Origin of the sequence: Paenarthrobacter sp. NPDC091711 (assembly GCF_044756605.1) — a bacterium.
In the GTDB taxonomy this organism is placed as follows: Bacteria; Actinomycetota; Actinomycetes; order Actinomycetales; family Micrococcaceae; genus Arthrobacter.
This window is the reverse complement of the sequence record NZ_JBIVTF010000004.1, coordinates 345,928-358,845: the sequence shown is the minus strand read 5'-3', so window position 1 is coordinate 358,845 and position 12,918 is coordinate 345,928. Positions and strand designations below refer to the sequence as shown.

The 12,918-nt window shown below is 62.2% G+C and carries 14 protein-coding genes; 3 read left to right on the top strand and 11 right to left on the bottom strand.

The window, feature by feature from the left end:
* Positions 1–4: 4 nt before the first annotated feature.
* The 4 genes from rnc to coaD form a co-directional block, all read right to left on the bottom strand.
* Positions 5–715: a ribonuclease III gene (gene rnc, locus ACIQH5_RS09545; RefSeq protein ID WP_062068954.1), complete on the bottom strand. Its 711-nt coding sequence runs from the start codon at positions 713–715 to the stop codon at positions 5–7.
* A 23-nt stretch (positions 716–738) separates the two neighbouring features.
* Positions 739–942 (bottom strand): 50S ribosomal protein L32, encoded by a 204-nt coding sequence (rpmF, locus tag ACIQH5_RS09540; RefSeq protein WP_011775139.1) that lies wholly within the window; start codon positions 940–942, stop codon positions 739–741.
* A 33-nt stretch (positions 943–975) separates the two neighbouring features.
* The gene (locus ACIQH5_RS09535; RefSeq protein WP_017199628.1) at positions 976–1,503 is read right to left on the bottom strand and encodes a DUF177 domain-containing protein; all 528 of its coding nucleotides are present in this window, start codon (positions 1,501–1,503) and stop codon (positions 976–978) included.
* Positions 1,504–1,669: 166 nt separating this feature from the next.
* Complete coding sequence (coaD, locus tag ACIQH5_RS09530; RefSeq protein WP_062068952.1) at positions 1,670–2,170, bottom strand: pantetheine-phosphate adenylyltransferase; 501 nt, start codon at positions 2,168–2,170, stop codon at positions 1,670–1,672.
* Between the two features lie 35 nt (positions 2,171–2,205).
* Between coaD and ACIQH5_RS09525 the strand changes: the two genes are divergently transcribed.
* Complete coding sequence (locus ACIQH5_RS09525) at positions 2,206–3,471, top strand: aminotransferase class I/II-fold pyridoxal phosphate-dependent enzyme (RefSeq protein ID WP_400402418.1); 1,266 nt, start codon at positions 2,206–2,208, stop codon at positions 3,469–3,471.
* An 80-nt stretch (positions 3,472–3,551) separates the two neighbouring features.
* On the top strand, positions 3,552–4,262 hold the full coding sequence (locus ACIQH5_RS09520; RefSeq protein ID WP_400402416.1) for a spermidine synthase: 711 nt from the start codon (positions 3,552–3,554) through the stop codon (positions 4,260–4,262).
* 12 nt (positions 4,263–4,274) lie between these two features.
* Here ACIQH5_RS09520 and rsmD read toward each other — a convergent pair whose 3' ends face one another.
* Genes rsmD through ACIQH5_RS09500 form a run of 4 tightly spaced genes read right to left on the bottom strand, consistent with a single transcriptional unit; the run spans position 4,275 to position 9,232 of the window.
* A complete protein-coding gene (rsmD, locus tag ACIQH5_RS09515) occupies positions 4,275–4,841 on the bottom strand; it encodes a 16S rRNA (guanine(966)-N(2))-methyltransferase RsmD (protein WP_400402412.1) in 567 nt (188 codons plus the stop codon).
* A 33-nt stretch (positions 4,842–4,874) separates the two neighbouring features.
* Entirely contained in the window at positions 4,875–7,130 is a 2,256-nt protein-coding gene (locus ACIQH5_RS09510; RefSeq protein WP_400402409.1) for an ATP-dependent DNA helicase RecG, read from the bottom strand.
* Complete coding sequence (locus ACIQH5_RS09505; protein ID WP_400402406.1) at positions 7,120–8,196, bottom strand: DAK2 domain-containing protein; 1,077 nt, start codon at positions 8,194–8,196, stop codon at positions 7,120–7,122. The genes ACIQH5_RS09510 and ACIQH5_RS09505 overlap by 11 nt, the downstream gene beginning before the upstream one ends.
* Positions 8,197–8,218: 22 nt before the next feature.
* On the bottom strand, positions 8,219–9,232 hold the full coding sequence (locus ACIQH5_RS09500; protein ID WP_400402405.1) for a thiamine-phosphate kinase: 1,014 nt from the start codon (positions 9,230–9,232) through the stop codon (positions 8,219–8,221).
* A gap of 183 nt (positions 9,233–9,415) precedes the next feature.
* On the opposite strand from ACIQH5_RS09500, the gene ACIQH5_RS09495 reads away from it, so the two are divergent.
* A complete protein-coding gene (locus ACIQH5_RS09495; RefSeq protein ID WP_400402403.1) occupies positions 9,416–9,925 on the top strand; it encodes a DUF3515 family protein in 510 nt (169 codons plus the stop codon).
* 27 nt (positions 9,926–9,952) lie between these two features.
* On the opposite strand, the gene ACIQH5_RS09490 is transcribed toward ACIQH5_RS09495, so the two are convergent.
* From ACIQH5_RS09490 to ACIQH5_RS09480, 3 genes are read right to left on the bottom strand one after another with little or no spacing between them, the layout of a single operon-like run.
* Positions 9,953–11,089, bottom strand: a complete 1,137-nt coding sequence (locus ACIQH5_RS09490) for a D-alanine--D-alanine ligase family protein (protein ID WP_400402400.1) — start codon at positions 11,087–11,089, stop codon at positions 9,953–9,955.
* Positions 11,089–12,141: an NAD(P)H-dependent glycerol-3-phosphate dehydrogenase gene (locus ACIQH5_RS09485; protein WP_400402397.1), complete on the bottom strand. Its 1,053-nt coding sequence runs from the start codon at positions 12,139–12,141 to the stop codon at positions 11,089–11,091. Before ACIQH5_RS09485 ends, ACIQH5_RS09490 begins: the two co-directional genes overlap by 1 nt.
* On the bottom strand, positions 12,138–12,911 hold the full coding sequence (locus ACIQH5_RS09480) for a lysophospholipid acyltransferase family protein (protein WP_400402395.1): 774 nt from the start codon (positions 12,909–12,911) through the stop codon (positions 12,138–12,140). The genes ACIQH5_RS09485 and ACIQH5_RS09480 overlap by 4 nt, the downstream gene beginning before the upstream one ends.
* Between the last annotated feature and the right edge of the window lie 7 nt (positions 12,912–12,918).

Sequence of the window (12,918 nt, the reverse complement as noted above, 5' to 3'; positions counted from 1 at the left end):
GGGTTTATGAGGTAGCGGGACCGGCGGTGGTGGAGTCCAAGGCGGTCAGGGCACGCCAGGCATCAGCAGCGGCTTCCTGTTCCGCTTCCTTCTTGGAATGACCCGAGCCCCGGCCGAAAGGTGTGCCGCCAATATTCAGCACTGCCTCGAACGTCCGGGCGTGATCCGGCCCCGAGCCTTCAACGGCATAGTGGATGGCGCCCAGTTGCCGGCTCGCGGTTAGCTCCTGGATGCTCGTTTTCCAGTCAGTTCCGGCTCCAAGTGCACCGGCATCCTTCAGGAGCGGGCCCACCAGGCGCATGACCAGTTGACGTGCAGTCTCGATATCGTTCGAGAGATACGTGGCGCCGATCAGGGCCTCCATGGTGTCAGCCAGGATGGAGGCTTTGTTCTTGCCGTCGGTCAGCTTCTCGCCTTGCCCGAGGTAAATGAACTCACCAACGCCGATCTCCCGGCCAATTCCGGCCAAGGCACGCGTACTGACGACGGCGGAACGCCGCTTGGCGAGCTCGCCTTCGGGCAGTGAGGGGTTCTCACGGTAAAGAGAATCGGTGACGGAAAATCCCAGGATGGAGTCGCCGAGGAACTCGAGGCGCTCGTTGGTGGGAATCCCGCCATTCTCATACGCATATGAGCGATGTGTCAGAGCAAGACGAAGCGTCTCGGTGTCAATCGAGACACCGAGACGCTTCAGAAGCTCTTCAGTTGAAGACATCCTTAGTCAGCCTGTACGGCAGATTAGGCGTCTGCGACCTTGCGGCCCTTGTATTCAAGGAACAGCGCGGTGCCGGCAGAGTCAGTAACGACCTTTGCCTGGTGCGGCAGGCTGTAGGTAACCTGACCGTTTTCGATGGTCTTGACCAAGTTGGGGGCAGTTGCCTTCCACTGGGCACGGCGGGCGCGTGTATTTGCGCGAGACATTTTCCGCTTGGGAACAGCCACGGCTATCTCATTTCTCTCTTAGACGAACACTTACTAATCGGTTTGCCGGTCAGTCTTAGCCAGATCAGCTAGGGCAGCCCAGCGAGGGTCAATGACCTCGTGGTGGTGCCCCGGCTCGTCTTCCAGGCGCGCTCCGCATTCGGAACACAGGCCCTGGCAGTCTTCCCGGCACACCGGCTGGAACGGCAGCATAGTGACAACTGCGTCCCGCAACACCGGCTCAAGATCGATTAGATCGTACTCGACTCGACGTTGCTCTTCATCGTCTTCTTCGCCTGAAAGCTCAACGCCTTCATAGAAGAAAAGTTCTTGCACATTGACCTCAAGGTCATACGCAAGGGGATCCAGGCATCGACCGCATTCGCCGGTTACTTCGACGACGACGGTTCCGGATACCAGAATTCCTTCGTGTACGGCCTCAAGACGAAGATCCAGCTCGATATCCGAGCCTTCCTTTACGCCAATGAGCGCCACACCAAGGTCACTTGGCGCAGGTACATGCTCGTTGAGTGTCCGCATGGTCCCTGGACTACGTCCAAGGTCCTTGACTACCAGCGCCAAGGGCGAACTTGCATCTCGCTTAATGAGAACTCCTGTAGAACATATGACCGACGTACCATCTTAGCCTGATCACGCTTGAGGACTCAAACCGACGCCGGGCGCAGGTAAATACGCGGTGGTTTCAGCTTGGGGAACTCGGCGCAAAGGCGCAAGGTACCTGTCAAGCCTACCCCTTGCGAGGCTGTTCCGTTGGCGGCTCGCCAGCCAGAAGCCTTTTCAGCACGGATTTGGGGACGAAGTCGGAGATGTCCCCACCGAGGACGTTGATTTCTTTGATCAAGGTGGAGGAAAGGTGCAGGTAGTGCGCTTCTGCAGGCAGGAACACAGTTTCGACGCCGGTCAGCTGGCGGTTCATGGTGGCCATGGGCAGCTCGTAGTCGAAATCCGAGGATGAACGCAGGCCCTTGACTATGGCTGAAACACCCCGGTGCCGGCAGTACTCAGCCAACAGCCCCTCCCCCATGGGCTCAACAATGATGCCCCGTAGGGAGGCCAGGGTTTCACGGGCCATCTCCATGCGGTCCTCAAGGCTGAACCTGTACTTCTTGGCGTAATTTGTGGACACGGCCACAATGACTTCGTCGAACAGGCCGGCAGCCCGGGCGATGACTTCGAGATGTCCGTTGTGGATGGGGTCAAAGGATCCAGGGCATACCGCGCGTCTCATGAGACGAACCTACCCCATGACTTTGCCGGGATACCATGGCTGACATGGCATCCGCAGGCAGCAGCCCTTCCCTGAATTTGAGCGCAGACACCACCGAGGACGCCCGGCCGGCACCGTGGCAGCGGGCCGCCACAGGAGCCAATTTGCTCTCCCCCGAAGGAAATCTGGGAGTCACAATCTTCGAGGAAATGACCACTTTGGCGTTGTCCACCGGTGCCATCAACCTCGGCCAGGGGTTTCCGGATGAAGACGGCCCTGCAGAGATCAAAGCCGCTGCCCGGTCCGCAATCGCCTCAGGTGCCAACCAATACGCGCCCGGCAAAGGCGATCCCGCGCTTCGCGAAGCCATTGCCTCACACCAGCAACGTTTCTACGGGCTGACCCCGGATCCCGACACCGAAGTCCTCGTGACAACAGGCGCAACAGAGGCCATCGCAGCCACCCTGCTGGCTTTCATCCAACCCGGCGACGAAGTCCTGACCTTCGAACCCTTCTACGACTCGTACGGCGCCATCATCGGCATGGCCGGAGGCAAGCACGTTACGGCTCCCCTGCTTGCCCCGGACTTCCTCCCCGACCTCGAAGCTTTGGAAAGCTCGTTCACCAGCCGCACCAAAATTGTCCTTCTGAATAATCCGCACAACCCCACAGGCGCCGTTTTCCCGGAGCCCGTCCTGGCCAGGATTGTGGAATTGGCGGCAAAGTACGGTGCCATCATTGTCAGCGACGAAGTGTACGAGCACCTCACCTTCTCAGTAGCGCACATCCCGATCACGTCACTGCCTGGCGCCGGCGAACGCACCATCACCATTTCCTCTGCCGGTAAAACCTTCTCCTTCACCGGCTGGAAGATCGGCTGGCTCACCGGACCGGAACACCTGGTAGCTGCTGTGCGCACCGTCAAGCAGTTCCTGACCTACAGCTCCGGCACCCCCTTCCAGAGCGCCATTGCCGTGGGCCTGGGCCTTCCCGATGAGTTCTATACAGGCATTGCCGCTACCCTCGGCCACAAACGCGACATCCTCGCCGAGGGCCTTCGCGCTGCCGGATTCGGCGTGTACAACCCGAGCGGCACCTACTTCATCAACGTCGACACAGCACCCCTGGGCATCCTCGACTCGGTTGACCTTGCCAGGCGCTTACCGGGGCTCGTTGGCGTAGCAGCCATCCCCGTCCCGGTGTTTTGCCATCCGGAAGGAGCCGAGCGCACACGCAGCCTGCTGAGATTCGCCTTCTGCAAGAAGACCGATGTCCTTGAAGAAGCCGCCAAACGCCTCGCCACCCTGAAGGACAGGCTCTGAACGCCGCGGGCTCCGGCCGGCATCTGGCAACACGTTTCCTCCGAACCACAGGACAGCACGCCACGATCGAGGCCGATACTTTGGTTGAGGGCGGCTTCATCCTCAGCATCGGCGGCGCCGAACAATCACACGTGAACCTGGCCGAGCCCTCGGACATCTTCTACGAATACCTGCGCAGGATCGGCCATGTGGTGGACTTGGCGGCCGAGCCTGGAAAACCCATCAACGCCCTCCATCTTGGCGCGGGCGCGCTCACCCTGGCGCGCTACATCCAGGCAACCCGCCCGGGCTCGGAACAGCATGCGGTTGAACTTGAGCGCGAACTCCTGGACTTCGTTCTTCAGAAGCTGCCCATGCCTGCCGGAACAACGTTGACCACGCACATCGGCGATGCCCGCGACTCGTTGGCTGAGCTTCCCGCCCAGGTGATGTTCGACGTCGTGATTCTGGACATCTTCTCCGGGCCGGAGGCCCCTGCCCATATCGCCTGCCGCGGGTTCTATGAAGAAGCAGCGGCGCGGCTGCGGCCCGAGGGCATGCTGATCATCAACGTGGGCGATGAACCTGCACTCACGCTGGTGCGCAGCCAAGTGGCTGCACTGCGCCAGGCCATGCCGGACGTCGCCGCCTTCGCCGAAACAGGAATGTTCGCCGGCCGCTACCCGGGCAACATCATCCTGGTGGGTACCCGCAGGCCGTGGTCTCCGGAGTGGACAGCACAGTTACTGGCCCGCGGCCCCCACCCCGCCACCGTCCTCACAGGCGTTGAACTGGACCGGATCACGGCCTAGCGACCCCGGGGGTCACGCCGGTTCAGCGAACCACAGTTTGGTCTCGCCATACTTCTTGTCGGCAAAACACTCCAAGGACTTGGGCCACGCCGGTTCCGGGCTCCGTGAGCTCCGTTCCACCACCACGACGGCTCCGGCGTCCACGTGCGGCGCCAACTTTTCAAGCACAGCACTCAACGCCGGCTCATCCAGGGGGTACGGCGGATCAAGAAAGACCAGGTCCCACATGTCGGCGTCGCCCGCACGCTCCAGGAACGACTCCACCTTGGAACGGTGAACGGAGACCCTCTTGCCGCCCAGCAGCTGGTTTACCAAGCCCGCATTGCGCTGGCAAACGTCGCTTGCCTTGGCATCGAACTCCACCAGATCCACGCTCCGGGCACCCCGGCTGGCACTTTCGATGCCCAAGGATCCGGAACCTGCGTAGAGGTCCAAGACCCGGGCGTCGTCAATGACGGCCAAGGATTCCAACCGGGAAAACAACGCCTCCTTGACCCTGTCCGTGGTTGGACGCGTGGCCGTTCCGGGGACGCTGGTCAGCGGATTACCACCACCGACTCCGGCGATGATCCGGCTCACAGGGAATCTCCACGCGCGAGCAACCGGGGATCTCTAACCGCGCTCAAGGAACGCCTCCTTCTCAGGGTTCAAATATTCATCGATCGCAGCGGCCAAAGCCGGCTGATGGTCCAGGGCCGCATCTTCCGACACCAGGCCTTGGGCGTCAGTACGTGCACGGGCAATGATGTCCTCGTGGTCAAGTACACGGAGCAACTTCAACGTGGAGCGTCCGCCGGATTGCGAAGCACCCAGGATGTCTCCTTCCCTGCGGAGCTTCAAGTCCTCCTGGGACAGCTCAAAACCGTCGGTCGTTGAAGCAACAGCTTCAAGCCGCCGACGACTCGGATGCCCCGGTTCCAAGGTAGTCACCAGCAGGCAAGTGCCCGGCAATCCCCCACGCCCTACCCGGCCGCGCAACTGGTGGAGCTGCGAGATGCCAAACCGGTCGGCATCCAGGATCACCATGAGCGTGGCGTTGTGAACGTCCACGCCCACCTCAATGACGGTGGTGGACACCAGCACTTTGGTGCTGTTGGCGGCGAACGACGCCATGGTCTCGGACTTCAGCTGCGGATCCTGCCGCCCATGAAGCGGTGCCACGGGGACTCCAGCCAGTGCGGGTTCCTGCAGGAGGGCGTCGACGACGGCGGTCACCGATGCCAATTCCCGCGCCGGGCCTTCGTCCGCAAGGTCCGCATCGCTGGGTTCCGCTTCGCCCGGGCTGAAGTCGCCGTCGTCGTCCGATCCGATCTTGGGGCACACCACGTAGACCTGATGACCCGAGTCCACTTCTTCACGTGAACGCTTCCATATGCGGTCCACCCATCCCGGATTTTCCGCGAGCCCCACCACGTGCGTCGAAATCGGAGCGCGCCCCGCAGGAAGCTCGTCAAGGATGGAAGTCTCAAGATCACCGAACACCGTCATCGCCACCGTGCGGGGAATAGGCGTGGCCGTCATGACCAGCAAATGCGGGGGCCGCTGTGCCTTGGCCCGGAGTGCATCGCGCTGCTCCACGCCAAAACGGTGCTGCTCATCCACCACAATCAATCCGAGATCCTGGAAACTGGTTTTGTCGCTCAGCAGGGCATGGGTGCCAATGACGATGCCGGCATTTCCCGAGGCAGCGTCCAGCATTGCCTGCTTGCGTGCAGCCGTGGGCATGGAACCAGTCAGGAGTGTCACCTGCACGGCTTCCTGAGCCGGGTCGCCGCCCAGCATGCCCGCGCCGCCAAAGATGTGGTCACGGGCCAGCGCTCCCAGAGTCTTCCGGATGGAGTGGAAGTGCTGGGCCGCAAGGACCTCCGTGGGTGCCAGGAGTGCGGCCTGGCCGCCTGCGTCCACCACCTGCAACATGGCCCGCAGAGCCACAATGGTCTTGCCCGAGCCAACCTCTCCCTGCAGCAGCCTGTTCATGGGAGTGTCGTGCCCGAGCTCTTCAGCCAGCGTCTTTCCGACGGCGGATTGGCCGGCAGTGAGAGTAAAGGGCAGGTTTTGATCGAATGCGCTGAGCAAGCCATCCACCCGCCGCCGACGCGCAGTGGCTTCCTCTGCTGCAAGTTGGGCGCGACGCCGCGCCAGGGCCGTTTGCAGCACCAGGGCTTCCTGATACCGGAAGCGCTCCTGGGCGCGTTGCCAATCCTTGGCAATCTCGGGCGAATGGATCAAACGGTACGACTCAGCCACGCTCAGCAGCCCGTCCCTTCGGACGATGCTTGCCGGCAGTGGATCCTGCAGGGAATCAAGGTCCATGGTCTGCAGCAAGGCAGTGATCACCTTGTGGATGGACCAACTTGTCAGCTTAGCCGTTGCAGGATAGACAGGAATGGGCATGGCGGCGAGCTTTTCGGGATCCACGGACCCCTCGGCTTCAGGGTCCTCGTCCAAGAGAAGGAAGTCCGGGTTGGTCAGGCCAAGGGACCCGCCGTAACGGGACACCTTGCCCGAGAACATGGCGCGTCGACCTGCCAGTAGTTCTCCCTTCGCCCGGAACCCGTTGAAGAAGCTGACCTTCAACGTCCCCGGGACGCCGCTGCCTCCGGCTTCGTCAGTGACCACCACATCCGTGATGGAACCGCGCCGGGCCCGCATCTGGCGCGTGCTGTTGGACAGTACCCGGGCAATCAGTGTGACTTCCTCATCCAGCGGAAGGTTACTGATGGGCGTCAGTTCCCCCCGGCTCAAATACCTGCGAGGGAAGTAGTTCAGCAAGGATCCGGTGGTTTTGAGGCCCAAGTGCTTTTCGATGACAGCCGCGGAGCGCTTGCCGATCCTGCGTTCGAGGGGCAGTTCCAGCTCAGAATTCATGCCGTGACTGGCCTGGAACGTTGAAGGCTTCGTTGATGCTGCCGGACTCGCTGCGGGAGGATTCCTGGGTGGCCGGCTCTTGCCCGTTGTCACGGGGAATCGCCAACTGGCTTACTGCGATGTCCGTAGGCTCTCCCAAAGAACGAATGAGTGCGACAGCCGGCTCAGGATCAGGAACATGCACGTGAACGCGCCACCTGTAGCTCACTTCCACGCCGGATTCGTCGTCCTCATCATCGTTGCCCTGCGCACCGCCAACCTGGCTCATGATGACGGATTCGCCCATCTCGTCCAGGCGTTGCCGGAGAATGGCCGCATTCAAGGGCGAAAGATTGATGGTGCACATGACTTCCACACCGTCGTCGGCGGGCATGTGCTCATGAATGTGGGGATCCTGCAGCTTGTAGCCGTGGAGGCCGTCGAGCAGTTCATCCTGGAGTTCCTCACCCAAGACGGCGGAGCGGAGGCAATCGAGCACCAGCAGCATGCCCACGCCCCCTGCATCCACAACACGTGCTTCATGCAGCTGTGCGAGCTCGTCCTCGGTCCGGACAACCGCTTGGTAGGCGGCATCCACTACGGCGTCGAGCGAGAGTCCCAACGCATGGTTGCTGTCGTCGCCACTCTGGTTCGCGTCCACCTCTTGGGCAGCATGAGCGGCGGCTTCCAGGACCGAAAGCATAGTGCCGGCCACAGGTTCGCTCAACGCCGACCAGGCCCGGATCTGTGCCCTGTTCAACGCTGTGGCAAGCAGCGGTGCGCTGAGGCGGGATTTGCCAACCAGGGGCTCTGCGGCGGCGCACAGGAAGACGGCAAAAAGTGTGCCCGAGTTGCCCCGTGCTTGTTCCATGGCCGCCTGCCCGGCGCGGGACAGCAACGCCCCGACGTCATTGCCGGTTTCCGTAGCGTCAGTCGCAGTGCCGCCCAAGGAAGCCACTGCGGCCCGGACGGTGAGATAAAGGTTGGTTCCGGTATCGCCGTCGGCGACAGGAAAAATGTTGATCGCATTGAGACGGTCGCTGTGGTTGCCGAGGACCACCTCCGCCTTGCCGAGCCAACGTTTCATGGCGTGCGCATTCGCGGCGATCTTAGTCTGCAAAGTGATCCCATCCAACAGTGTCAGCAGTTTGCCCGGAAATCCGGACGCCACTGCCTGGCGGCTCGACAACGGCTTGCACCGAGCCTATCGCAGTGAAGCCCTGCGGTAACTGAATACTTGCCGGGAACGTGGCAAGCAAACCGTGGTCTTCTCCCCCGCCCAGCACCCATCGCATGGCATCTTCACCAAGCAATTCAGCCGCAGGTTCCAACGGGACTGCGTAGTTCTCCAAGGCAGCGGGATCGAAATCCAAAACCACACTGCTGGCGCCGGCCAAGCGGCTTCCATCACGCATCAGACCATCGGAAATATCCATCATGGCCGTGGCACCCGCACGCGCAGCCAGGGGGCCGGCGGCCAGTGGAGGCTGCGGCCGGCACTGATTTTCCACCAAGCTCCGCAGTTCGCCCGGCAGGCTGCCCAAGGGAATCTCGCTTTCCAGCAGCGCCCAGCCGGCAGCTGCCCTCCCCAAGGTTCCCGAAACCGCCACGATGTCCCCAGGGTTGGCACCGGACCTCAGGACCGGCGCCACACCGGAAAGAGTACCGACGACGGCGACAGTCACCGCCAGCTCGCGGCCCCGGCCGAGGTCTCCACCGGCCACGGAGCAGTCCGGGGCACCCAGGCCAACGATCGCCGCAGTGAGGCCATCGGCAAAGTCTTCCACCCATTCGACGGGCGTGGTCGGTGGCATGGTGAGGCTCACCACGAGACTCGTGGCGCTGCCGCCCATGGCGTTGATGTCGCTCAGGTTTTGCGCCGCGGCCTTCCAACCGACGTCGAATCCGGTGGTCCTGTAGCCGTTGGGCCACTCAAGCCTGAAGTCCTGATCCTGCGTCTGAGTGTCGATGGAGATGAGGGTCCGGCCATCCGGTGCTGCAATCAGGGCAGCGTCGTCTCCGGGTCCCAGCAGAACGCCGGGGCTATGGTGCAGTCGCGGGAAGATCCTGGCAAGGAGGGCGGACTCCGACAGATCCTGGACGGTCAACTGTTCTACTGGCACTGCACTCAATTCTTCTCTTGGCACGACGCTCGGTTTTTTAGTGGCCGGCTCTTCTCAAGCACAGCCTTACGCTATCGCTACCCACCGACAGAATACTGTGGCAGCCTCCCACGGCGTTCCACCGGGAATGTGACCCGGGCAACGCGAATCTTTCAGCCAGCGCGTGCGGGATAGGCTGGATGGATGCACCGAAAGACCCTCCGCCGGACTGCTCTGGCCATCGCACTGGCCTCCGCGTCCGCCACCGCTTTGTCGGCCTGCGCCCCCGCCGTGGACGTCACGGCCGCCGCAGACGCCGCCAATCCTGCCTGCGCACCAATGATGGTGGCCCTGCCCGATCAGATCGGTGATGCTGCCCTTCGCAAGACCAACAGCCAGGCGACAGCAGCCTGGGGAGATCCTTCCCAGGTCATCCTCCGCTGCGGCGTAAACGTTCCCGGCCCCACCACAGACCGTTGCGTCAGCGTCAATGACATCGACTGGGTCATCAAGGAAGGCGATCCCGTGTACACCTTGACCACCTTCGGTCGGGAACCAGCCACGGAAATCCTGATTGATCCGGTCAAACTGGAGGCAGCGAACATTAGCTCGGCTACCGTGCTGACCGAGCTGGCAGCCGCGGTTGGCAAGATCAAGGCATCCGGAAAGTGCGTCGGCCAGGAAGACCTTCAGAACCTGCCGTCCGCGCAGTAGGGACCTCCGGCGAGGTTAGCGGCGTGGTTAGCGCAGTCCCGTCTTGCGGGTCAGCGCCAGATGGATCAATTCATCGATCAGGTCCCCGTAGGCCAAGCCGGATGCTGCCCACATCTGCGGGTACATGCTCTTGGGCGTGAAGCCAGGCATCGTATTGATCTCGTTGATGACCAGCTCACCTGCCGGGGTGTAGAAGAAGTCCACACGGCTGAGGCCTTCTGCTCCGACGGCGTCGAAAGCGACAGCGGCGAGTTCGCGCACCCGCGCGATTGCCTCATCCGGCATATCGGCCGGGCAGCTCAGGGCTGCGGCCCCGTCCTCAACATACTTGGCGGCGAAGTCGTAGAACTGATGCTCTCCTTCTGCCACGGCAATTTCACCCGGCATGGAGGTACGGGGAGCATCGGTGCCACGTCCTTGAAGGACCGCACACTCGATCTCGCGGCCCACAATGCCGGCTTCGATGACCAGCTTCAAGTCGTGACGGCGGGCCTCCTCGATCGCGGCGTCCAGCCCATCGATCGAGTCCACCTTGGAAATACCCATGGACGAGCCTGCGCGGGCAGGCTTGACGAACACGGGGAATCCCAGCTTGTCCACCCGCTTACGAACGGACTCGGCGTCAGTGGTCCACTCGCGGTCCGTGACAGCCACGTAGGGCCCCACGCTTAGTCCTGCGGATTCGAACACCACTTTCATGAAGTGCTTGTCCATTCCCACGGCCGAGGCCAGCACTCCGGCCCCTACATAGCGGGTGTCCGAGAGCTCGAGGAGACCTTGGACGGTACCGTCCTCGCCCCATGGTCCGTGCAGCAGGGGAAAGACAACGTCCACAGCACCCAATTCCAGGGGTACGGCATTGGGCTCGGTCACGATGAGCTGATGCTCGCCGCCAACCTCGGCCAAGGTGACGGTCTTGCCCGACGGCGCCACCTCGGGAAGCGCTGCCGAGCTCAAGGACCAATCGCTGGTGTCGCCCGATGCGAGAACCCACTGACCCGATTTGGCGATGCCGATTGGGATGACCTCGTACTTGTTCTTGTCGATCGCGCCCATGACACCAGCGGCGGTGACGCAGCTGACGGCGTGTTCGCTGGAGCGCCCGCCAAAGAGAATCGCTACACGGGGACGGCCCGTTACAGGGGTGGAGTGGTCAGTCACCATCAGTAGTCGCCTTCGGACTTCAGTGCCCGGGCCAGCAGTCGCGGCCCCAGGTCATCAACGGACATTCTGCCTTCAAGCACCGCCACAACGGCGGCCGTGATGGGCATTTCAACATTTAATTTGCCGGCGAGCTCATGAACAGCCGGGCCTGATTTGATGCCCTCTGCTGTCTGTGTCATGTGTTCGGCAACTTGCTCAAGGCTAAGGCCTTCGCCAAGCAACCTGCCGGCTGTGTGGTTGCGTGAGAGGGCTGAAGAGCACGTGGCCACAAGATCCCCTAGACCGGCCAGGCCGGCCATGGTGTGAGCTTCTCCGCCAAGGGCCAGCGCAAGCCGGGAGGTCTCCGCAAGCCCGCGTGTGATCACCGAGGCCTTGGTGTTATCGCCCATCTGGCGGCCTTCGCAAATGCCCACGGCGAGGGCAATCACGTTCTTGACGATCCCGCCGATTTCCACCCCCACAACATCTGTGCTGGTGTAGGGCCGGAAGTACGGTGCCGTGCAGCACAGCGCAATGGCAGCAGCGGTGTCGGCGTCACTGCAAGCAACAACGGACGCGGTTGGTTGCTCCCTGGCAATCTCCATCGCCAGGTTGGGGCCCGAGACCACTGCTACGCGAGACGCGGGAAGACCCAGCTCCTGGGCGATCACTTCGCTCATCCGGGCGTCCGTGCCCAGTTCCAAGCCCTTCATCAAGGAGACAACCACGGCGTCGGGGGCTAGAAACGGCTTCCACTCCCCCAGTTGCGGACGCAGGGACTGGGCGGGCACAGCGAGTACCACCAGCGTGGCATCCTTGAGCACCTCCTCCACATCCGTGGAAGCCGTGACTGACACCGGGAGTTCGATGTCCTTAAGGTATTGCTCGTTGCGGTGCGAAGAGTTGATCTGCTCCACCACTTCGGCCCGGCGTCCCCAGATCCGGATGCTGCGCTCAGATCCGGTGGCCGCAGCCGCGTCCGCCAGGACCTTGGCAAAGGTGGTGCCCCAGGATCCCGCACCCAAAACTGCCACGATGTCCGGCGTGTTGACGGTGACGTGCTCTGTTGTCATTTGCCGCCATCCCCTTCTTGGGCATCAGGAGATCCACCCTCAATGAAACGGCCGTGCCGGGACTGTTTGTGGACAGCCGGATCCCAACGCTCAGCAGGAGCAACTTCACCTCGAAGGGTTTCAAGCAGTTCCGTGATGGCGTCCATGATGACGTCAGTGGCAGCGGTCAGTGTTGCCCGGTCCATCGGCCGGTCGCTGAATGCACTGAGATCAACCGGCTTGCCAACAAGCACGCGGACAGTTTTGCGCGGGAAGATATGGAACCGCTTGGCGTACCGCGGGAAAACCTCCTGCGCACCCCAGTGCGCCATGGGTACAACTGGGGCTCCAGTCTGCAAGGCAAGCCTGGCCGCGCCCGTGTGGCCCTTCATCGGCCACAGATCGGGGTCGCGGGTGAGGGTTCCCTCGGGGTAAATGATGATGGCCCCTCCGGCATCCACCACTTCCTTGGCCACCTGCAGGGAGCGGTTCGCTCCCGCCGTCGAGCGTTCAACCGGAATCTGCCGTGTTGCCTTAAGCAAGGACCCCAGCACCGGGACCTTGAAGAGGCCCGTCTTCGCGAGGAAGTGCGGGGGCCGTTTCTGGTTGTAGACCATGTGCCCGATCACGATGGGGTCGATCTCGGTGCAATGGTTGGGTACTGCGATGAAGCCGCCGGGTGGAAGGTTCTCCATCCCTTCCCACTTTTTGGCCATCAGGAGGTTCATCAGCGGACGCGCGAGACCGGCCAGCAGCATGAATGTTGCACGGCTCTTAGCCGATTCCTTCAAAGGAGCC